Source organism: Enterobacter sp. MGH85 (assembly GCF_001037655.1).
GTDB lineage: Bacteria > Pseudomonadota > Gammaproteobacteria > Enterobacterales > Enterobacteriaceae > Enterobacter > Enterobacter intestinihominis.
The window spans coordinates 2,000,689-2,021,310 of record NZ_KQ089925.1 but is presented as its reverse complement, the minus strand read 5'-3'; the positions used below and the strand labels follow the sequence as shown (position 1 = coordinate 2,021,310).

24 protein-coding genes are annotated in these 20,622 nt (G+C 56.6%); 11 read left to right on the top strand and 13 right to left on the bottom strand.

What is annotated here, in order from left to right; all coding sequences use genetic code 11:
• Positions 1-75: 75 nt before the first annotated feature.
• Positions 76-501: a nucleoside triphosphatase NudI gene (gene nudI, locus SK51_RS09600; RefSeq protein ID WP_023306790.1), complete on the top strand. Its 426-nt coding sequence runs from the start codon at positions 76-78 to the stop codon at positions 499-501.
• On the opposite strand, the gene SK51_RS09595 is transcribed toward nudI, so the two are convergent.
• Positions 479-1,078, bottom strand: a complete 600-nt coding sequence (locus SK51_RS09595) for a helix-turn-helix domain-containing protein (RefSeq protein WP_230679786.1) — start codon at positions 1,076-1,078, stop codon at positions 479-481. The two genes, nudI and SK51_RS09595, sit on opposite strands and share 23 nt — an antisense overlap.
• A gap of 205 nt (positions 1,079-1,283) precedes the next feature.
• Between SK51_RS09595 and SK51_RS09590 the strand changes: the two genes are divergently transcribed.
• On the top strand, positions 1,284-1,703 hold the full coding sequence (locus tag SK51_RS09590; RefSeq protein ID WP_023306792.1) for a nuclear transport factor 2 family protein: 420 nt from the start codon (positions 1,284-1,286) through the stop codon (positions 1,701-1,703).
• Between the two features lie 54 nt (positions 1,704-1,757).
• Here SK51_RS09590 and SK51_RS09585 read toward each other — a convergent pair whose 3' ends face one another.
• Complete coding sequence (locus SK51_RS09585) at positions 1,758-2,939, bottom strand: aminotransferase-like domain-containing protein (protein WP_022649114.1); 1,182 nt, start codon at positions 2,937-2,939, stop codon at positions 1,758-1,760.
• A gap of 20 nt (positions 2,940-2,959) precedes the next feature.
• On the bottom strand, positions 2,960-3,847 hold the full coding sequence (locus SK51_RS09580) for a LysR substrate-binding domain-containing protein (protein WP_032676474.1): 888 nt from the start codon (positions 3,845-3,847) through the stop codon (positions 2,960-2,962).
• A 97-nt stretch (positions 3,848-3,944) separates the two neighbouring features.
• Here SK51_RS09580 and SK51_RS09575 point away from each other — a divergent pair, with 97 nt between their 5' ends.
• Positions 3,945-4,547 (top strand): short chain dehydrogenase, encoded by a 603-nt coding sequence (locus tag SK51_RS09575; RefSeq protein ID WP_023306794.1) that lies wholly within the window; start codon positions 3,945-3,947, stop codon positions 4,545-4,547.
• On the opposite strand, the gene SK51_RS09570 is transcribed toward SK51_RS09575, so the two are convergent.
• The 7 genes from SK51_RS09570 to SK51_RS09540 form a co-directional block, all read right to left on the bottom strand.
• A complete protein-coding gene (locus SK51_RS09570) occupies positions 4,544-5,275 on the bottom strand; it encodes a class I SAM-dependent methyltransferase (RefSeq protein ID WP_023306795.1) in 732 nt (243 codons plus the stop codon). The genes SK51_RS09575 and SK51_RS09570 overlap by 4 nt on opposite strands.
• A 125-nt stretch (positions 5,276-5,400) precedes the next feature.
• Positions 5,401-6,780 carry an amidohydrolase family protein gene (locus SK51_RS09565; RefSeq protein ID WP_023306796.1) on the bottom strand — a complete coding sequence of 460 codons (1,380 nt, stop codon included), beginning with the start codon at positions 6,778-6,780 and terminating at the stop codon, positions 5,401-5,403.
• A gap of 1 nt (position 6,781) precedes the next feature.
• Positions 6,782-7,738: a carbamate kinase family protein gene (locus SK51_RS09560; RefSeq protein ID WP_023306797.1), complete on the bottom strand. Its 957-nt coding sequence runs from the start codon at positions 7,736-7,738 to the stop codon at positions 6,782-6,784.
• Positions 7,735-9,315, bottom strand: a complete 1,581-nt coding sequence (locus SK51_RS09555) for a hypothetical protein (RefSeq protein ID WP_048206662.1) — start codon at positions 9,313-9,315, stop codon at positions 7,735-7,737. Before SK51_RS09555 ends, SK51_RS09560 begins: the two co-directional genes overlap by 4 nt.
• A gap of 11 nt (positions 9,316-9,326) precedes the next feature.
• The gene (locus SK51_RS09550; protein WP_023298441.1) at positions 9,327-10,742 is read right to left on the bottom strand and encodes a YlbE family protein; all 1,416 of its coding nucleotides are present in this window, start codon (positions 10,740-10,742) and stop codon (positions 9,327-9,329) included.
• Positions 10,742-12,283 carry an acyl-CoA synthetase FdrA gene (gene fdrA, locus SK51_RS09545; protein WP_023306799.1) on the bottom strand — a complete coding sequence of 514 codons (1,542 nt, stop codon included), beginning with the start codon at positions 12,281-12,283 and terminating at the stop codon, positions 10,742-10,744. Before fdrA ends, SK51_RS09550 begins: the two co-directional genes overlap by 1 nt.
• 108 nt (positions 12,284-12,391) lie before the next feature.
• Complete coding sequence (locus SK51_RS09540; RefSeq protein ID WP_032676476.1) at positions 12,392-12,997, bottom strand: ankyrin repeat domain-containing protein; 606 nt, start codon at positions 12,995-12,997, stop codon at positions 12,392-12,394.
• A 320-nt stretch (positions 12,998-13,317) separates the two neighbouring features.
• On the opposite strand from SK51_RS09540, the gene SK51_RS09535 reads away from it, so the two are divergent.
• Positions 13,318-14,247 (top strand): LysR substrate-binding domain-containing protein, encoded by a 930-nt coding sequence (locus tag SK51_RS09535; protein ID WP_022649124.1) that lies wholly within the window; start codon positions 13,318-13,320, stop codon positions 14,245-14,247.
• On the opposite strand, the gene SK51_RS09530 is transcribed toward SK51_RS09535, so the two are convergent.
• Positions 14,244-14,402: a YqaE/Pmp3 family membrane protein gene (locus SK51_RS09530; protein ID WP_003862203.1), complete on the bottom strand. Its 159-nt coding sequence runs from the start codon at positions 14,400-14,402 to the stop codon at positions 14,244-14,246. The two genes, SK51_RS09535 and SK51_RS09530, sit on opposite strands and share 4 nt — an antisense overlap.
• A gap of 179 nt (positions 14,403-14,581) precedes the next feature.
• On the opposite strand from SK51_RS09530, the gene SK51_RS09525 reads away from it, so the two are divergent.
• Positions 14,582-15,100, top strand: coding sequence for a rhodanese family protein (locus tag SK51_RS09525; protein WP_048206661.1), 519 nt, complete (start codon positions 14,582-14,584; stop codon positions 15,098-15,100).
• An 82-nt stretch (positions 15,101-15,182) separates the two neighbouring features.
• Positions 15,183-15,362, top strand: coding sequence for a YodC family protein (locus SK51_RS09520; RefSeq protein ID WP_006811690.1), 180 nt, complete (start codon positions 15,183-15,185; stop codon positions 15,360-15,362).
• Between the two features lie 37 nt (positions 15,363-15,399).
• Here the strand turns inward: SK51_RS09520 and stpA are convergent, their stop codons facing one another.
• Positions 15,400-15,804 (bottom strand): DNA-binding protein StpA, encoded by a 405-nt coding sequence (gene stpA / locus SK51_RS09515; RefSeq protein ID WP_022649126.1) that lies wholly within the window; start codon positions 15,802-15,804, stop codon positions 15,400-15,402.
• Between the two features lie 497 nt (positions 15,805-16,301).
• Here stpA and alaE point away from each other — a divergent pair, with 497 nt between their 5' ends.
• Positions 16,302-16,751, top strand: a complete 450-nt coding sequence (alaE, locus tag SK51_RS09510; RefSeq protein ID WP_022649127.1) for an L-alanine exporter AlaE — start codon at positions 16,302-16,304, stop codon at positions 16,749-16,751.
• Between the two features lie 32 nt (positions 16,752-16,783).
• Here the strand turns inward: alaE and SK51_RS09505 are convergent, their stop codons facing one another.
• On the bottom strand, positions 16,784-17,128 hold the full coding sequence (locus SK51_RS09505; RefSeq protein WP_006811693.1) for a DUF2002 family protein: 345 nt from the start codon (positions 17,126-17,128) through the stop codon (positions 16,784-16,786).
• Positions 17,129-17,286: 158 nt separating this feature from the next.
• Between SK51_RS09505 and SK51_RS09500 the strand changes: the two genes are divergently transcribed.
• From SK51_RS09500 to nrdE, 4 genes are all read left to right on the top strand, one after another.
• On the top strand, positions 17,287-17,613 hold the full coding sequence (locus SK51_RS09500; RefSeq protein WP_017382769.1) for an ElaB/YgaM/YqjD family protein: 327 nt from the start codon (positions 17,287-17,289) through the stop codon (positions 17,611-17,613).
• Positions 17,614-17,856: 243 nt separating this feature from the next.
• Positions 17,857-18,096 carry a glutaredoxin-like protein NrdH gene (gene nrdH / locus SK51_RS09495; RefSeq protein ID WP_017382770.1) on the top strand — a complete coding sequence of 80 codons (240 nt, stop codon included), beginning with the start codon at positions 17,857-17,859 and terminating at the stop codon, positions 18,094-18,096.
• Entirely contained in the window at positions 18,093-18,503 is a 411-nt protein-coding gene (gene nrdI, locus SK51_RS09490) for a class Ib ribonucleoside-diphosphate reductase assembly flavoprotein NrdI (protein ID WP_022649128.1), read from the top strand. The genes nrdH and nrdI overlap by 4 nt, the downstream gene beginning before the upstream one ends.
• Positions 18,476-20,620: a class 1b ribonucleoside-diphosphate reductase subunit alpha gene (gene nrdE, locus SK51_RS09485; RefSeq protein WP_048206660.1), complete on the top strand. Its 2,145-nt coding sequence runs from the start codon at positions 18,476-18,478 to the stop codon at positions 20,618-20,620. Before nrdI ends, nrdE begins: the two co-directional genes overlap by 28 nt.
• Positions 20,621-20,622: the final 2 nt, after the last annotated feature.

The following is a 20,622-nucleotide window of genomic DNA, read 5'->3' as shown; positions in this document are numbered from 1 at the left end:
GGATCCAACACACCTAACATGATCTCCATCACCAATCTGCTATAGTAGCCCAAATTCATTTTTCAGGAAGAAATCATGCGCCAACGAACCATTGTCTGCCCCATCATCCAGAATGACGGAGCCTACCTGCTATGTAAAATGGCCGACGATCGCGGTGTATTCCCCGGTCAGTGGGCACTCTGCGGTGGTGGAATGGAACCAGGCGAAACCATGGAACAGGCGCTGCGCCGTGAAGTCCGTGAGGAGCTGGGCGACGCGCTGGACATTATCGACGTCAAGCCCTGGGCTTTTCGCGATGACATCAGGGTCAAAACTTACGCCGATGGTACCACCGAGGAAATTTATATGATTTATCTGATCTTCGACTGCATCAGCGCCAATCGGGATGTTACGTTTAACGACGAGTTTCAGGAGATCGCCTGGGTTTATCCGGAATCGTTAAGAGAGCTGGATCTCAACGAGGCCACGCGCATTACCTTTACGCAAAAGGGCCTTCTTTAATCGCCCACTGCCCCGGCGTTTTACCGGTCCACGTTCTGAAAACTTCAATAAATGCGCTGACGCTGCTGTATCCGCACGAGAGCGCAATCCACCCCACCGGCTTCCCCGCCGCCAGCCACTCCATCGCCTGCATGACGCGCGCCAGCTGGCGCCAGTTGACGAAGTTCATCCCCGTCTCCGCGCTAAACCGCCGGTTGAATGTACGTACGCTCATCCCGGCACGGCTGGCACGGCTTTCCACCGTCTGATTATCATCGACGGATTGCAGCAGTTTCCTGACCACATTTTTCAGCCGGGGATCGGTCGGTACGGGCAGATAAAAGCGGACCTGAGACGCCAGAGCCAACTCCTCCAGCAGCAGGATGAGCTTTCGGGGATCGTATTCACTCCCGGCAACGCTTAAACGGGAAAACAGTGCATCGGTAAAATCGTCCGACTCGAAAAGCGTGGCCTCTTCCGGAAGCCCTTCACAATGGGCAGGGTCAAGATAGACAGCGCAACCTTCAATCGCACTTTCCGAAAAGGCAGCGTGCTGCTGACCAGGCGGGATCCAGCCGATATGTTTTGCGGGTACCACCGATCAATCACCAGCAGCCCCGCAGCAATGCGCCAGAGCTGGCCGGCATGATGGCTGTGCCACGGGGTGTGATAGCCGCCGGGATGAACAAGCCTCTCAGTTGTCAGCATGAATTTGACCGAAAATCGTTATTCTTCAACTTATTACAGAAACTACGCCTTATGCTGTCAAGGATAATAGCGGCTCAACATCACGAGGAGCTAACATGACCATCATTACATCCCTGATAAACCAGCCCGACAACACCCCGCAGCGCGAGCAAATGGCCTGTCTGTTAACCCGCTTATTCAATGGCAATGTAGATCCGGCAGAGGTGTTTACGCCCGATTACCAGCAGGTTACGGACGGTCACATGCTTGATTATCAGGGATTTATGAAACACCTGAACCATGTGCGTGCGCAGATCCGCGAGATTACGTTTACCGTGGAAGCGTTATGTTGCCATAACGAATGTGTGGCAGACCGGCACAGAGTGGCCGTGACATATCCGGATGGTCGCCAGGCAGAATTAGAGGTGTATATGTTTGCCACGCTGCGCGAGGGGAAAATTTGTCGGATCCATGAAGTCACACAGGCGCCAGACGGCGATGCATTTGACCGCACCCTCGCCCACGCCACGCAATAACTTTACCCTACACGGGAACAGCGCATAACGGCATCTGCCATTATGCGCATCCGCTTACAGGGAAATTTTCAGACGTCGAACCGCTTCTTTAAGCTGCTCATCCGTTGGGGTAACGAAAGACATGCGCAGCGTGGTGTGGTCCGGCTCGTTGCAGTAGAAGAACTCACCCGGCACAAACACGACGCCGTTGCTCAACGTTTTTTCCAGCCATTTCGTCGTATTGATGCCGTTATTCATTTTCGCCCACAGGAACATGCCGCCCTTTGGCTTGTGGAACGACATCACATCGCCCAGCTCCGCTTCCAGTTCACTGGCAAAGGTCTGGTATTTCTGGCGATAGGCTTCGCGGATCATTTTAATCTGATTCGCCAGACGACCGGTTTTCAGATATTCGTACGTCATCAGCTGCGACAGCGTGCTGGTGTGCAGATCGGTGGTTTGCTTGAGGTTCACCACCGCACGCTTCAGCCACTCCGGCACCAGCACCCAGCCCACGCGGGTGCCCGGCGCGAGGATTTTAGAGAAGGTGGAGGTGTACACCACGTTATCCTCATTGCCGATATCTTTGGCATGAGCAATCAGCGGGCGGAACGCTTCCTCGGTATAGTTGATTTCGCTGTACGGATCGTCTTCGATAATCACGAAGTCATAGCGCTTCGATAATTCCACCAGCTGTTTACGCCGCGCCTCGGAGAGCGTCACGCCGCCCGGGTTACCAAAGGTTGGCACGATATAAACCGCTTTGATGGTTTTGGTTGCCACCAGCGCTTCAAGTTCATCTACTTTCATGCCGTCGCCGTCGGTGCCGACGGATTCAAAATTCGCCTGTGCCAGGCCAAAGACCTGCAACGCGGCGAGGTAGGTCGGACGCTCAACGACGACCGTATCGCCCGGGTTAATTAACGCACGTGCCAGCACGTCAAGCGACTGTTGAGAGCCGGATGTAATGACCACGTCATCGGCTTTACAGGCGATGCCGCGACCTTCACAGATGCGTTGGATCTCTTCGCGCAGCCCCGGGACGCCTTCCGTCAGGCCGTACTGGAACGCTTCGCCAAAATGCTGAGACAGCACGGCATCAGCGGCAATTTTTAAACCTTCATGATCGAACAGATCCGGGTTTGGAATACCGCCCCCCAGCGAAATCACGCCTGCCATTTTGCTATGTTTTAATAATTCACGGATGGCAGAGGATTGCAGGCCCTGCGCGCTGCTGGCGAGTTTGTTTGCAGACATTCTTTACTTACCTTCTTTTTTTATATTGTGCCCAATCTTAGCAGAATATGGGCAATAAATTCCGTTAGCTTAGGCAGCGGACGCAAATCCTGGCGCCACAATAAATGCACCGGCCTCGGCGCGGGCGTAAACGCTTCCAGAACCCGAACCAGCCTGCCGTTTGCCAGCTCTTCAGCCACCAGCACTTCCGGTTGCAGCAATAGTCCTGCCCCGGCTCGCGCCGCCATGCGTAAGCCGTAGCCGTCATTGCATCGTAAGACGGCATCACGCTTCCAGCGCACCTCGCCTTCCACACCGGGCAGCCGCCACTCGTTACGCGCCGTCCATACCGTGTGCGACAGACACAGGTGATCCACCAGATCGGCTGGCGTTTGCGGCGTACCGTGACGCGCCAGATATTCCGGCGCGGCGCAGATCGTCATGTTGTAGGGACACAGGTATTTCGCCACCAGATCCTCATTTCGGATCTCCCCGATGCGAATGGCCAGATCGACCCCTTCCTCCACCAGATCCACCATTCGGTTGGTGAGATCGAGTTCGATGCGCACTTGCGGGTAGCGCTGTAAAAACGTGGCCGTCAGAGGCGCGATAACGCAGCCGCCAAACGAGGTGGGTGCCGTCACGCGCAGGGTGCCGGCGGGCGTGGCTCGCAGACGTTCAACTGCGTTTTCAGCAATCGAGACCTGCTCCAGCACGCGCCTGGCCTCTTCGAAATAAACGCGTCCGGCGTCGGTCAGGCTCTGGCGACGGGTGTTGCGTTCCAGTAGCCGCGTGCCGAGCTGCGATTCCAGCAACGCAATATACTTCCCGACCATCACCGCCGACATCTCCAGCTGGGCCGCCGCGCCGGTGAAGCTGCCGCTTTCCACCACCGCGATGAACGTCTCCATCCCGCGAAGCTTATCCATATTCCAAACCTCTGGTTAGTAATCTTCTAACGTTAGCCCAGTTTATCTGAGTTTTTATTTATTAAAGAATGAAGGCTCACAACATAAGGAGTCTGCTATGAAAATCGTCATTATTGGTGCCAGCGGTACGGTCGGTCGTGCAGTCGCAGAAGAGTTAAGCCAACGCCACGAGACGATCCGCGTGGGTCGCACGCAGGGCGAGCATCAGGTGGATATCACCTCGCAGGCGAGCGTACAGGCGCTGTTCGAAAAGATCGGCCCGGTGGATGCGATTGTCTCCGCCAGCGGTGGGGTACACTTCGGCCCGCTCGCAACCATGACCGACGGCGAGTTCAACCGGGGCTTGCAGGATAAGCTACTGGGGCAGGTTCGTCTGGCGCTGACCGGCCAGCACTTCCTGAACGAAGGCGGCTCGATCACGCTGATAAGCGGGATTGTGGCGCACGAACCGATTGCTCAGGGCGTCAATGCCACCACCGTAAACGCGGCGCTGGAAGGGTTTGTGCGCGCCGCGGCCTGTGAACTGCCGCGCGGGATCCGCATTAACCTGATCAGCCCGACGGTGCTGACGGAATCCGTCGAAGCATATGATGGCTTCTTCCCGGGCTTTGAAAGCGTTCCCGCTGCGACCGTTGCGCAGGCCTACCGCCGCAGCGTGGAAGGGGTACAGAGCGGGCGGGTATATAAAGTCGGCTATTAAGCCTTACGGGCGGCGATCAGCACCAGCATCGGGCGTTCCGCCTCTTCGGCCAGCGCGGGCCAGGCGTCAACCTGCGTCTGCGTTGGTCCCCACTCATTGACTTCGCTTATCGTCAATCCGGCCTTGATCAGCGCGTTAAGCGTGGTACCCAGCGTGCGGTGGTATTTGATTACCCCCTCTGCCAGCCAGTTGCTGACGCGCTTGCCTTCGTCCTGATAATGGTTCACGCCCCAGAACCGCTCACCGTTGTCGTCGGTGAGCCAGCCCTGACGGGTGGCGCAGGTATAAATCGGGTGCTCCATCGAGAAAACCAGGCTGCCGCCGGGTTTAAGCGCACGCTGCACCCTGGCGAATAACGCGTCCAGTTCCGGCAGATAGTGCAGCGCCAGCGAGCTGTAGACCAGATCGAGACTGTTTTCGCGAAGCTGAAGAGATTCCAGATCGCTACGCTGATAGTGGATCTGCGTGTCATCCGTCAGTTCTGCCGCGCGGGCGAGCATCTTTTCAGAGATATCGACGCCCGTGACGTCGCAAGCGCCCAGCTCGCGCGCCACGCGGCAGAACCAGCCGTAGCCGCACCCAAGATCGATAACCGATGTGCCAGTTAAATCCGGCAGCATCGCCTTAAGCGCAGGCCACTCCGGTGCGCCGTCCAGCCCCTGAACCGAGCGCGGAAGCTGGGCGTAGCCTTCGAAAAACGCCGGATTGTCGTAGATGTTTTGTGCCATGGCAGATCCCTCTTGAAGAATGTGCATAGCAGTATACTGCATTGTCGGGTGGCGGCTTCGCCTTACCCGACCTACAAAATCTCCGAACCGTAGGCCGGGTAAGCGCAGCGCCACCCGGCACCACATTAGCCCACAGAGCCCCAGACCAGGTTCCCCTTGTGGAACGTCGCGGTACGCGGAGAGATACGCGCCACGGCCTCGGCGGAACAGGAGGCGTCAACCAGCACGAAGCTGGCGTCGTCCTGCGCTTTAGGCCACACGCGCTCACCTTTGTCGTTCAGCGGCAACACGTCGCCGGTGGCGATGCCCAGCGCCCGCGAAAGCGTCTGTTCGTTCGGGCGAATATAGAGCTGGGCGTAGAGGTTGGCTTTCTCCAGCATGTCCCCCAGACCGTACGGGGACCAGTGGTCAATCACGCTGTCGGTACCGGTCATGACAAACACGCCTTTTTCACGCAGCTGCTTCAGCGGCATGTGCAGGGTGCCAATCGGCACGGTGGAGGCGATGGTCACCTGCTGCGCCGCCATGCGGGTGGCGATCTCATCCACCTGCTGTTCGTTAAGCGTCGCCAGCGCGAAGGCGTGGCTGATGGTCAGCTTCCCCTTCAGCTCCGGCGTTTTCTCCACGGTTTCTACCATGTAGTTCACCGCCGCCACGCCGGCCGGGCTGGTTTCGTGCAGATGGATATCCACCCCTTTGTCATAATCCAGCGCAATCTGGAACATGGTGTCGAGGGATTTCTCCATCGCGCCGTCGACGCTGGTTGGGTCCAGCCCGCCCACATAATGCGCCCCCGCCTGCATCGCCTCGCGCATCAGCTTTTCAGAGTTGGAGAGCAGCAGACCGTGCTGCGGGAAGGCAACGATTTCACAGTCAAAACCTGGCTTACGGCGCGCCAGTACCGCCTGCAAATTTTCCAGGTTTTTCAGGCCGGAAACCGGCTCTATGTTGCAGTGGCTGCGGGCGATGGTGGACCCTTTGGACTGGATCAGGTCGATCAACTTTTCGGCGCGTTCTTGCGTGTAAGGCTGTAATTCCGGCAGCAGCTTCTGCTCCAGGCGGATCATGTCCTGAATGGTGGTACCCGCCGGACGGTTCAGGGAGCGCCACGGGCCGCCATAGAAGGTTTTGTCCAGATGGATGTGCATATCGCGCATCGCCGGGAGCATCAGCTTTTTGCCCGCATCGAAGTGCGGCAGGGCCGCATCGGCGTGGCTGTTGTTATCGCGCAGGGCGACGATTTTCCCGTCTTTGATCTCAAGCGTTTTCAGCTCGGTGCGGGTGCTTGTCGCCACGCTGCCGTCGAAGTTAAACCCGGCTTCCAGCAGCACGTTGTCGAGATAGTAATGTTTTGCGGTGATGTTCATCGGTTTACCCGTCACGCAGGTTGCCTTAGCAGAATCGGCAGCATACGCGACGGAACCCGTGGCGCCAAAAAGCGCGCAGGCGGTAACCATTTTACCGCTCTGGCTAATAAACTCGCGGCGGCTTTTATTCTCACTCATCTTATCTTCCTTCGTTAACAATGTGGGTACCCGTTTCACCGCGCAGCGCTGCGGGCAGGCAGTCCGGCGAGGTGATGATCACGCGCCTGCCGCCATGGCGTAAAAATTCCAGCGAAGCGACGATTTTTGGCAACATGCTGCCCGCCGGGAAGTGGCCTTCATCCCTGTAGCGCGTCATCTGCGCCACGTTGACGGTATCCAGCGCCTGCTGGTTCGGCTTGCCGAAGTTCACGCACACTTTCTCCACGCCGGTGGTGATCACCAGCACGTCGGCGCCGATCTCGCGCGCCAGCAGCGCGGTGGAGAGATCTTTATCTATCACCGCGTCCACGCTCTGATAATCGCCCTGGTCACTGCGCACCACAGGAATGCCTCCGCCGCCTGCGCCGATCACCACAAATCCTTTCTGCGTCAGCGCCTTGATGGCATCCGCCTCGACAATGCGCCGCGGCTGCGGTGAAGCTACCACGCGGCGATAGCCCCGGCCTGAATCCTCGACAAAATGCCAGTCCGGGTGCGCAAGTTGCAGTTCGTCGCGCTGCGCCTCGCTGAAGAACGCGCCGATGGGTTTCGTCGGGTGCATAAAGCCAGGATCATTTTTATCCACCTCCACCTGCGTGACGACCGTGACCGCTTTTTGTTCCCCGCGCGCCGCCAGGCGGTTGTTGAGCGCCTGCTGGATCAGGTAGCCGATCCCACCCTGGGTATCTGCCACACAGTTTGCCAGCGGGGTCAGCGGCAGCCCTTCCCGCTCGTGGGCGATCTCGGCGCGGCGCAGATCCAGCCCCACCTGAGGGCCGTTGCCGTGGGTGAGCACGATGTCATAGTCCGAGGCCAGCATTTCGAGCACCGACTCAGCCACCGCTTTGACCGCCTGCGCCTGATGCTCAATCGACTGGCTGGCGTTGTCTTTGATAATGCTGTTGCCGCCGATGGCAACGACCATAAGCTCTTTCATTTTGTTTCCTTTAGAAGGTGCGTTCTGGCGCCCTCACCCTGGCCCTCTCCCACTGGGAGAGGGGGATTAACAGAGATATCGAGAACATGCTTCACCACAAACATCCCGCCCATCATCAGGTAGGCCGTGACGAACATCAGGGAACTGCCCTCGGCAAAGCCCACCACCGGGGCGTGGATCACGCCAAACAGCGCCAGCAGCGCACCTCCTGCGGCGGCGACGGCCCCGCGTAGCGGTTTGTTGATGATGGCGAAGATGGCGATACAGCCCCAGAGCATGCTGGCGAGCGGCGCGCCGTTGCCGAGATGCATCAGGCCTTCGTAGTAGATCCCCTTGCTGTGCAGCACGTCGGTGCCAATTTTCGCCGCGCTGGTCCCCGCCGCGCTCATCACGCTGTTCATCATGGTCAGCGCCCAGTTGGCAATCCACGGGAACAGGCAGATGAAGATGACGGGCACCTCCACTTTCGGGGTTTCCCTCACCACCTGGTTGGCGGTGACGACGCCGATAAACACCAGAATCGGCACGATGGCGGTCATCGGTATGATGGCGAGCATAAAGGCCCCCAGCCCGAATAGCGGCACGATGAACATGGTCACGCCGGACGCCAGGGTGTAGCCGATGCTGGCGCCCATCGCTTTCCAGCCAGGATGGCCGACGTAGACCGTGACCGGGAACGGATTGCCCATCAAGCAGCCGAGCATGGAGGCCAGACCGTTCGCCAGCATTACCTTGCGGGTCGGGTATTCATCCCCCGCCGCATGGGCGCTTTCGATGTTCTCCAGGTCAAAGATGTAGTTCGCCAGCCCCAGCGGTACGGCGGACGCCAGATACGGCAGCGCGTGCGGCACCCCCTGCATAAAGCTGTCCACATGCACTTCCGGCGGGTTAAAGCCGAAGGATGACATGGACGCTTTAATGGCATCCGGGCTTTGCAGGCCGGAGATCCACGCAAGCAGAGTACCGGCAATCAACAGCAGCAGGCCGGTCGGGATGCGGGCGAAAATCGGCTTTTTACCGAACCAGTTAATGAAGATCAGCAGCAGGACGATAAACGACACGGTCGGCGCTTCGAACGCCTGCAACATCGGGTTCATCGCCAGCAGGAGCAGGCCAAGACCGGACAGGCACGACAGCAGCACGGTACGCGGGATCATCTTGCGGATGCTTTCCCCCAGGAAGGAACCGCCCGCGAGGATCATCGCTTCCACAAAGCACCACACCAGGCCAATCTGAATCGCGAAATCCGCATCGCCGGTTTGCTGGTAAACCGGCATTAAGACCAAGAAGGTCACGGTAAAAATCGACGGCGCGCTCGGGCCGGACGGCAGCGCGGTGACGTCCGTTCGTCCGGTGGCGCGCGCCATTTGCAGGCCAAACCACGTATAGCAAAGACTCGCCACCAGCACCGCCAGCCCGAAGGCTGGCGCGATGCGTCCATAAACAATCTCCTTCGGGATGCCGACGACAAAAATGAGCAACCCCATCATGGTCAGCAAATTGGTCAGGTTGTTGGTCATCAACCCGAAATAAGCTGCCCAGTCACCTCTTTTCCACTCCAGTTTCATGTTTTTCATGGATGCATACCTTATAGAACGTAGCGATCGCGGAAGGTTAACAGCGCCTTTTCAAAACAGCTAAACGGCGGGTGAACGATGCCCGCCCCAATCATGCCGATACCGGCGTCCTTATGGGCAATGGCGGTATTAATGACCGGCAGAATGCCGCTGCCCGCGACCTTCGTGATGTCGATGGCGGACGGGATGCCCATAAACGACAGCAGCGGAATGGTGACGTTCGGGTTTTCGCCGAGAGTGATTTCGCGCATCTGGCGGGAGAAATCGATGGCTTCCTCCACCGTGCCGCCCACCAGCGCCACGATTGCCGGTGCCGTCGCCATCGCAAAGCCGCCGATGCCGTAGGTTTCGGTGATGGCGCTGTCGCCGATATCCAGCCCGGAGTCTTCCGGCTTATAGCCCGCGAACATCGGGCCGATCACCTGCTGCGCCGGGCCGGTGAACCACTGCCCCGGCAGGCCGGAGACGCGCAGGCCGAACTCGTAGCCGTTGCGCGCCATGGTGGTGACGACGGTGCTGTACTCAATGCCGTGGGCGGCATCCAGCGCGGCCTTACACATTGCCATCCACGTCGGACCGGAGAAGTAGTCGCTGCTGGCGACAAACTCGAACACTTCACGCTGCTGCGCCACCGGATAGCCCGCCTGGATCAGCCCCGGCGTCAGCGCCTGGATAAGCAGCGTGGTGCCCGCGTTGTTGCGGTTGTGGCACTCGTCGCCCATGTGCAGCGCCTGGGCCAGCATCAGGCGCAGGTCGATTTCGCCGATAATCTTCATCGCGTCGCGCAGCATTGGGCCGAGCACGTCGCGCATCCAGTTCAGGCGGTCGATCACGCTCTGATCGTTGGCCCCCATGCGCAGGATCTTCGCCATCTGCTCGCTGAGGTTGGTGAAGGCGCGGTTGCCGTAGGTTTTGTTCTCAACGATGTGCATAAACATCGACGCGGAGGTGACGCCCGCCATAGAGCCCACACAGTCGTGCTCGTGGCACGGCGAGAAGGTGATCTTCCCTGAAGCCGCCAGCCTTGCGGCGTCCTCCAGATCCGTCGCCAGCCCTTCAAACACCAGCGCGCCGGTAACCGCGCCCTTCATCGCCCCGCACATGTTTTCCCAGGTAACAGGCGGACCGGCGTGCAGAATGGTGGTGCGGGTCATGCCCGGCACCACGTTAATCGCCTGGTCATAGCCCACCAGCACCGGATGGGACTGAATAATGCGCTCAAGGGCAATGTTGTTCGCGGCAGCAATTTTCTCCGCCAGCGGTTTTTCCGCCAGCCGATCCAGCGCGTCCACCACCTGCATATTGCCCTGCCCCGGCGGCGTCCAGTCGAGCTGGGTCACGGGAACGTGCTGTTTTTTGAGGTCGTCGCTGAACATCGCAATCCCGACGTTAATCACGTTCAGCGGTTGGTTGAATAAGGTCGTCATTATGCTCTCTCCCCTTTGCAGACAAATTCGCGTGCCAGTAATCCGGTATTGGTGCTGCTGCTGGCCCAGATGACGCCTGCGTCGGTCAGCAGCTGGCACTGCTGGGCCAGCGACTGCGGATCCTGATCGGTGCCGAGCACGTAGCCGAGAATTTCCAGCGGACGGTTGTCGGCTTTCGCGATTGCCTGTGCCTCTTTGATCGCCTCGATCATCACCCCCACCGGATCCTCGTGTGCGCCAAAGCCCAGCACGAAGTCCATCACGATGACGCCCACCTGCGGATCGCGCGCCTCCTGTAGCAGGCGGCTGATGCGGTTGGTCGGGTCGATCATCGGGTGTGGTTTGCCGTTGGTGAAATCGTCGTCACCGAAATCAAGGAAGGTGTGGGCCTGGCTGACGCTGATGTCCTTCAGACGCCTGGCCGGATCCGGCTGGATGTTGCTGTAAACATCGTCAAACTTCTCCAGCGCGGCAAACATCGCTTCGTCGCACAGGGTGCCGCCGCAGAACAGGCCGCGAATGTACTTCTGCCGTGGCGTCAGGCGGGCGCGCACCTCTTCGATCAGCGGCCAGTTGAGCGGATGTAAATCCAGGGAGTCTTTTTTAATGCCGGTAAGCAGCACCGCTTTCAGGGCCGCCTCTTTGGTGCCACGAGCAAACTGCAAGCCGTCTTCATCGGCTGGCGGTTCGTTGCGGCCCAGAAAGCACACAACCACAGGTTTGCGGCAGGCGCGTGCCCGGGCCAGCACTTTCTCTGCCACCGCGGGTGCAGGCGGTTTGGAAATGAGCGCTATCACCCGGGTCGCGTCGTCCGCCTCCAGCATGTCGATGGCGTCGAGCATCATCAGGCCGCCAATCTTCTCGCTGAGATCGCGCCCGCCGGTGCCGATCAGCTGCGACACGCCGCCGCCGAACTCGTGAATGCGCACGCTCAACTCCTGGCTACCGGTGCCGGAGGCGCCAACGATGCCAATCGGCCCGCGACGTACCGCGTTGGCAAAGCACAGCCCCGCGCCGTTGATAATGGCGGTGCCGCAGTCCGGCCCCATCATTAGCAATCCTTTGTCATGCGCCAGCTGCTTCAGCGCCAGCTCGTCGTCGAGCGACACATTATCGGAAAACAGCATCACGTTGAGATCGTTTTCCAGTGCCTGGCGCGCTTCGCGGGCGGCGAAGGTGCCGTTGACGGATATCACCGCAAGGTTGCTGTCCGGACGATGGGTTTTGGCGCTGGCAATCGTCGCGTAGCGTGCTTCATGGGAGCCAGCGCTCTCTTTACGCGTGAATAACGCTTCAATGGCGGCAAGGGTTTCCTCATTCGCCGCGTCGCCTTTAATAACGATCATCAGGTCGCCGTTTTTCGCGTCCGCTAATTCCGGCGTTAATAGCCCGAGGTTTTTTAATACCCCTTTGTTCATTTCCGTCGCCATCGCCACAAACGCCTGCTCGATGCCCGGCAATTTATTGGCTTTGGTGGAAACCGACATTAAGGAAACCGAATCGAAATACGTATTCTTTTTTATGACGATTTTGGTTGGCATTATTTTCACCTGTTTAAGATAAAAGGGGGCCGCCGTCGTGCTAAAGGCACGTCGGTAACAATGCGTTTTTTGATTCACGGCCAGCCAGGGGAAGGCTGACCGAATGCGCTATGCGCCTGCCGCCAGCAGCAGGTCTGCGATCGCGTTGAAGCCTTTTTCCCGCGCCAGTTCGAGCGGGGTTTTGCCGTATTTATCAGTCATGTGCGGATTCACGCCGTGATCCAGCAGCAGCTTCACAATTTCCTGCTGCTTTGCGCCGCCGTCGTTTAACACGATGGCCTCAAGCAGCGGCGTCCAGCCGACAAAATTGGTGTGGTTGACGTTAATGTCGGTTTTTTCCAGCAGCTCGCGCACGATTTCAACGTGCCCTTTTTCACTGGCGGGGGTAATGCCCACGCCGCCAAAGCGCGTCAGACGGTCGAGATCCGGATCCGCCGGAAGGACAATGCGCAGCAGGGTTAAATCATTGGTCAGGCAGCCGATCAGGAAGGGGTTAAAACAGGTCTGGTCCTGTTTATCAATATCCGCCCCGGCGGCAATTAAAAATTCCACACAGGCGTAATGCTTTTTCAGGCTGGCAATAATAATGGCGGTTCTTTTCTGGCGGTTGGTCGCGTTAATATCCACGCCTTTTTCCAGGCAAGCTTTTAGCGCGTCGATATTACCCTCTTCTGCCGCCAGCAAAAATTCTGTAACCAGTGCAGTTGCAGACATATTCAGACTCCCTATGTTTCACTTCTGATGACCTGAGAATAGCAACAGCCTGGTCATAAAAGAATCCGCTTAAAAATCATTCATCGACACGCAATTCATTGTTGAGTTAAATTCAACAGTCCGGCAAAAACGTGCGTCTGTGCAACCTTTTTCTTATGGTTTACCGCTTTTATGCGCCTCGGGCTGCATTATCCTTATGAATGAAAAAGCCTTACACAGCGCGGCTCTACGTAAAAATCCAGAACTGTGACCGACATCAACTATGATGTAACGCCGGTGTTAAAATATGTTCAAAACTGATGGTAACCAGGAGCCATAATATGAATTCCATCTTTACCGAAGAGAATTTGCTGGCCTTCACCACCGCGGCACGCTTTGGCAGTTTTAGCAAAGCGGCTGCCGAGCTGGGCGTGACCACTTCCGCCATCAGTTACACCATCAAACGCATGGAGACCGGGCTGGACGTGGTGCTGTTTGTACGCAACACGCGCAGCATTGAGCTGACCGAATCCGGTTTTTATTTTTATCGTAAAGCGACCGACCTGCTGAATGACTTTCATGCCATCAAGCGCGGGATTGATACCATTTCGCAGGGCATTGAGACGCGGGTGCGCATCTGCATTAATCAGCTTTTGTATACGCCACGCCATACCGCGCGTTTGCTCCAGGTGCTGAAAAAACAGTTTCCTACCTGCCAAATCACGGTGACGACCGAGGTGTATAACGGCGTCTGGGATTCCATCATCAATAATCAGGCCAACATCGCCATTGGCGCGCCGGATACGCTGCTGGATGGCGGAGGCATCGATTACACCGAGATAGGCGCGATCCGCTGGGTATTTGCCATCGCGCCCACGCATCCGCTGGCGTTCGCCCCGGAGCCCATTTCCGAAAGTCAGCTGCGTCTGTATCCCAATATCATGGTCGAGGACACCGCGCATACCATCAACAAGAAGGTCGGCTGGCTGCTTCACGGTCAGGAGGCGATTCTGGTACCGGACTTTAACACCAAGTGTCAGTGTCAGATCCTGGGGGAGGGTATTGGATTTTTACCGGAGTATATGACGCGTGAGGCGATGGAGGACGGGCTGCTGGTAAAGCGGCGAATCAATAATCCGCGCCAGGACTCGCGCATGCTGCTCGCCACGCAGCATGCGGCGACCGGTCAGGTCACGCGCTGGATCAAACAGCAGTTTGGCCCCGAGGGCGCGCTGACCCGGATCTACAGTGATCTATTGTGGCGTACCTAGCTTTTCGTCTGAACCCAAAACGCGTGGATAAGACCCGGGAAGTAACCCAGGATGGTCAGAAGGATGTTCAGGATAAACGCCCAGCCCAGTCCCTTGCCAAGCAGCACGCCCAGCGGCGGGAGAATAATCGTAAAAACAACGCGCCAAAAACCCATAAATAACTCCGTGCAAGCTAACCAATTGAAAATTATAAAAGACACTTCTCTAAGCGTAGCCAGTTTACGGGTAACTGCCATTCGTCTCTCGCGCTTTTACCTGCCTTTACCCTCTTTACACTGGCTGAAACCCTGCCTTAAATGCTCTACTGTTCTGAAATTGACCGTAAGGAAACACAATGTCTCTTCCTCTTATTTCGCCGCAGCAGGCAAACGCGCTTATTGCTGAAGGCGCCAAACTTATCGATATTCGCGACCCCGACGAGTATGCCCGCGAGCATATTCCAGTGGCGCACTCCATTCCGCTGGATTCGTTACCCGGCGGGCTTAACGCAGCGCCGGGAGAAACGTTGATTTTCCACTGTCAGTCTGGCGCAAGAACCGTAAACAATGATGCTCGTCTTGCCCGGGCAGCGTCCCCTGCGAACGCCTTTGTGGTTGAGGGAGGCATTCAGGGCTGGAAGCAGGCTGGGCTGCTGACCGTTGAAGATAAATCGCAGCCGCTTCCGCTGATGCGTCAGGTGCAGATCGCCGCCGGGCTGCTGATTCTCTGCGGCGTGGTGCTGGGTTACAGCGTCTCAAGCGGCTTTTTCCTGCTAAGCGGTTTTGTGGGCGCCGGGCTGCTGTTCGCCGGAGTGACAGGTTTTTGCGGTATGGCGCGACTGCTGAAAGTGATGCCGTGGAACCGACGTACCTGATAAGGGGTATCTGAAAGATTAGGCTGTACCCCGCCCCGGACGTGGGCTATGGTGAAGATCGTGACAATGATGAGGAGGTGCTATGTTTTCTGTCGGTGATTATGTCCAACCGCGTCAGGGCGGTCCGAAACTGAAAGTGCTCGAAGTAAATGGTGAAAACATTGTGGCCGTACAGGCCAGCAATGAGCAGGGCGAGAAATATCACCTGAAAGCGGCGGACGTAGTTCTGTACTCCGAAGAAGGTGACTTTGGCGTCTGCTAAGTCAATAATCGGGCGGAATACACCGCCCGAATAATCATCAGATCAGGAAATCGTCCAGCGATTTACCGTTTGCCAGTGCGTTCGCAATTGGCTTTGGCGTACGTCCCTGACCGGTCCACGTTTTCTCTTCACCGTTCGCGTCGATGAAACGATATTTCGCCGCACGCGCTTTACGTTTTTTAGCCGGCTGGCCCGCATGAGCCAGTTCTCCGCCTAACAGATCGCTCGGGGAAATACCGTCTGCCTTCATCAGTTCCAGCAGAGCATTAATTTTATCCTGCTGTTCAGCGCGCTGGCGCTCTAATTCAGCCTGCTCGCTGCGTTTTTCTTCTGTGACAATCCGAACTTTTTCCAGCACTTCTTCCAGAACATCCATGGATAATTCACGCGCCAGCGCCCGGAGGGTACGGATATTATTAAGATTCTGTAACGTTAAAGCCATAATAATGAGAAACCTTTCTTCGTGTGTATAACATAAATCAGGCAACAGAATAATTGATTTTTGTTCTGATATCTACCCACTCTGTCGTTTTGACATTATTGTAAATGTTTTAGAATATCCCGTTAATATAACCCCGAATTACCTGTCAGTTTTAATGCGTAATATTCCGTCCTGCACCTGGTCAAAAATCCCTGTTTAATGCCGTTCAAAAAACCGCCTGGCATCCTCCGAATAACAAACGTTATACGCTTGCTCAGATAAGCTAATAGTTTGATTTCGTTTAATAAAACGGTGAATGGGAAAGAAAATAACGACTCGCACAAAAAACAGCCAACTTTAGAGAATTTTATGGACAAAGCGCCCATAAATAAAAATTAATCACTACTTGTTAGTTAAAAGCCAGAGGGATACGCTATACACTCAAAACAAACCAACCTAAAGCACTAAACGCCGCAGGTAAAAACGCCACTTTTTTGTCCTGTTCGAGGAGTTCAGACATGTTCTCACCGCAGTCTCGCCTGCGCCATGCGGTAGCGGATACGTTCGCGATGGTCGTTTACTGTTCCGTCGTAAACATGCTGATTGAAATTTTCCTGTCCGGAATGACCTTTGAGCAGTCCCTCTCATCGCGCCTGGTGGCCATTCCGGTGAATATCATGATTGCCTGGCCGTACGGAATGTATCGCGATGCGGTGATGCGTTTCGCCCGACGTATTAGCCCGGCAGGTTGGGTAAAAAACCTGGCGGACGTGCTGGCTTACGTGACGTTCCAGTCCCCGGTGTATGTGGTTATTTTGCTGACGGTGGGCGCAGACTGGCATCAAATCGCCGCCGCGGTAAGTTCAAATATCGTGGTATCTATGCTGATGGGTGCGGTGTACGGTTACTTCCTTGACTACTGCCGCCGCCTGTTTAAAGTCAGCCCTTATAGCCAGGCAAAAGCGTAAGATAAGGCGACTGGCTCATGCCAGTCGCTGATTTATTGTACGTCGCCAAACAGCCCTTTCAGGAAACGCTCCAGCGCCATACGCGAGCTGAAACCGTGCGGAATACCATAATGTTCATGCGTCTCGCCGCCTAAATAGAGCGGAAATTGCTGATAATGATCGCAGGTTTTAATATCCGAGGCGGGCTCAGCAAATGACAGGCTTCTGTCTTTGAGTGTCGGGTGAATAATGAGAGCAGTACGCCCCATTCTTGCTTCACGGTTGACGTAAACATAATTCTCACCACGGCGATATCCGTACGCTTTTGATGTTACCTCATCCATGGTGAACCCTTCTTTTTCAAGAACGCGCGCCACCTCATCGGGTCGTAAATACATATCTTTTCCTCATTATCATACCTGCCGGGCAACCTTACAGTATTCAGCATTAGCAGGGCTTTCAGAATATTCCATAAACTGCCCGATAAGCCGTGACTCGCTTCAGATATTACATTTCTGGACTAAACTAAACGGGAACACAAATTATGGAGGATCGTATGTTTAACAGACCGAACCGAAACGATATTAACGACGACACCCAGGATATCCGTAACGATGTCAGCCAATTAGCGGACACGCTGGAAGCCGTATTGAAATCCTGGGGCTCTGACGCGAAGGACGAAGCAGATGCCGCGAAACGTAAGGCTCAGTCTCTGCTGCGTGAAACGCGAGCAAGGATGAATGGCCGCTCACGTACCACTCAGGCGGCCTGCGATATGGCAAGCTGCGCCACCACCTTCGTACGTGAAAAACCGCTGTGTACGTTGGGAACGGTCGCGGCAGTCGGGATTTTTGTCGGCGCCCTGCTTAGCCTGCGTAAGTAAGCACGCGTTTTCAGCCCCGGTAGCCTCAGGCGCCGGGGCTTTTCTTTGCCTGAAAGCCTGAAAAACCCGCGCAGTTCGCCCTGCCCCGCCAGGCTCATCATTGGGGCCTTATCAATCTGAATTTCCCATATCTTGTGTGGTTGAAAGTTATCTCAACTACATCTAGTATTCCCTTTAGCAAGACAGACACAACATGACGCGTTTACTCGCGCCGTTCTCTCATTCTAAATGGAAATACGAATCATGAGCATTATTATTTACACTCGTAACGATTGTGTTCAGTGCCACGCCACGAAACGGGCGATGGAGAGTCGCGGCGTGGCATTTGAGATGGTCAATATAGATCAGGTGCCTGACGCGGCAGACACCCTGCGGGCGCAGGGTTTCCGTCAGCTTCCGGTCGTGGTTGCCGGCGACACCAGCTGGTCTGGCTTTCGTCCGGACATGATCAACCGCCTTGCCGCTCAGGGCGTCAGTGCATGAGCAGGCTGGTCTACTTTTCCAGCAGCTCGGAAAACACGCTTCGGTTTATGGAGCGTCTCGGGCTGCCCGCGATTCGCATTCCGCTGAACGAGCGGGAGCGTATTCAGGTAGACGAACCCTACATTCTGGTAGTGCCCAGCTATGGCGGTGGCGGCACCGCGGGGGCTGTGCCTCGTCAGGTGATCCGCTTTCTGAACGACCCCCATAACCGGCAGCTGATTCGCGGCGTGATCGCGGCAGGCAATCGCAACTTCGGCGAGGCCTTTGCCCGCGCCGGGGATGTCATCTCTCAAAAATGCGGCGTGCCGTATCTCTATCGTTTTGAACTGATGGGGACACAGCAGGACGTAGAGAACGTGCGTAAAGGAGTGAACGAATTTTGGCAACGACAACCGCAGAGCGCGTGATTCAGGCGACGCCGGATTACCATGCATTAAACGCCATGCTAAACCTCTATGACCGGGAGGGGCGCATTCAGTTTGGCAAAGATCGTGAGGCGGTGGACGCCTTTTTTGCCGCTCATGTACGCCCGAACAGCGTCGTCTTTGGCAGCCAGCAGGAACGTCTCGACTGGCTGGTAAAAGAGGGTTATTACGAAGAGCGCGTCCTGACCCGCTACGACCGCGCCTTCGCGGTGGCATTGTTTGAACGGGCGCACGCCAGCGGTTTTCGCTTCCAGACGTTTCTCGGCGCGTGGAAGTATTACACCAGCTACACCCTGAAAACCTTCGACGGCAAACGCTATTTAGAAAGCTTTGAAGATCGGGTGGTGATGGTAGCCCTGACGCTGGCGCAGGGCGATGAAGCTCTGGCCGAAAGGCTGACGGAGGAGATCCTCTCAGGCCGCTTCCAGCCTGCCACGCCAACCTTCCTTAACTGCGGCAAAGCCCAGCGCGGCGAGCTGGTCTCCTGCTTCCTGCTGCGTATTGAAGACAATATGGAGTCGATTGGCCGTGCGGTGAATTCGGCGCTACAGCTGTCGAAACGCGGCGGCGGCGTGGCATTTCTGCTTTCGAACCTGCGGGAAGCGGGCGCGCCGATCAAGCGCATCGAAAATCAGTCCTCCGGCGTCATCCCGGTGATGAAGATGCTGGAAGATGCCTTCTCATACGCCAACCAGCTTGGCGCACGTCAGGGCGCGGGTGCGGTTTATCTGCACGCGCATCATCCGGACATTCTGCGTTTTCTGGATACCAAACGTGAAAACGCCGACGAAAAGATCCGCATTAAAACCCTGTCGCTCGGCGTGGTGATCCCGGATATCACGTTTAAGCTGGCCAAAGAAAATGCCGACATGGCGCTTTTCTCGCCGTATGACGTCGAGCGTATCTACGGCAAAGCCTTTGGCGATGTGGCCATCAGCGAACTGTATGACGAACTGGTGGCGGACGAGCGCATTCGTAAGAAATACATTAACGCCCGCGACTTTTTCCAGACGCTTGCCGAAATTCAGTTTGAGTCCGGGTACCCGTACATCATGTACGAGGATACGGTGAACCGCGCCAACCCGATTGCCGGGCGCATCAACATGAGCAATCTGTGCTCGGAGATTTTGCAGGTCAACAGCGCGTCCAGTTACGACGAGAACCTCGACTACGCGGATATCGGCAAAGATATCTCCTGCAATCTCGGTTCGCTGAATATTGCCCACACCATGGATTCCCCCGATTTTGGCCGCACGGTAGAGACCGCCATTCGCGGGCTGACGGCGGTATCGGACATGAGCCACATCCGCAGCGTACCGTCCATTGAGGCGGGCAACGCCGCGTCGCATGCCATCGGCCTTGGGCAGATGAACCTGCACGGCTATCTGGCGCGGGAGGGTATCGCCTACGGCAGCCCGGAAGGGCTGGATTTCACCAACCTTTATTTCTATACCATCACCTGGCATGCGCTGCATACCTCGATGCTGCTGGCGCGCGAACGCAACCAGCGGTTCGCAGGCTTTGAGCAGTCCCGCTACGCCAGCGGAGAGTATTTCAGCCAGTATCTGGAAGGCGACTGGCAGCCGAAAACCGAAAAAGTACGCGCGCTTTTCGACCGCGCCGGCATTACCCTGCCGACGCGTGAGATGTGGCAACAGCTGCGTGAGGATGTGATGCACTACGGCATCTATAACCAGAACCTTCAGGCGGTTCCGCCAACCGGCTCCATTTCCTATATAAATCATGCCACGGCGAGCATCCATCCGATCGTGTCGAAGATTGAAATCCGCAAGGAAGGCAAAACCGGACGCGTCTACTACCCTGCCCCGTTTATGACTAACGAGAATCTGGCTCTGTACCAGGACGCCTATGAGATCGGCCCGGAAAAGATCATTGATACCTACGCCGAGGCGACCAGACATGTGGACCAGGGGCTGTCGCTGACGCTCTTCTTCCCGGACACCGCCACCACGCGGGATATCAATAAAGCGCAGATCTACGCCTGGAAGAGAGGCATCAAAACGCTGTACTACATTCGCCTGCGCCAGCTCGCGCTGGAAGGTACCGAAATTGAAGGCTGCGTGTCCTGCGCGCTGTAAGG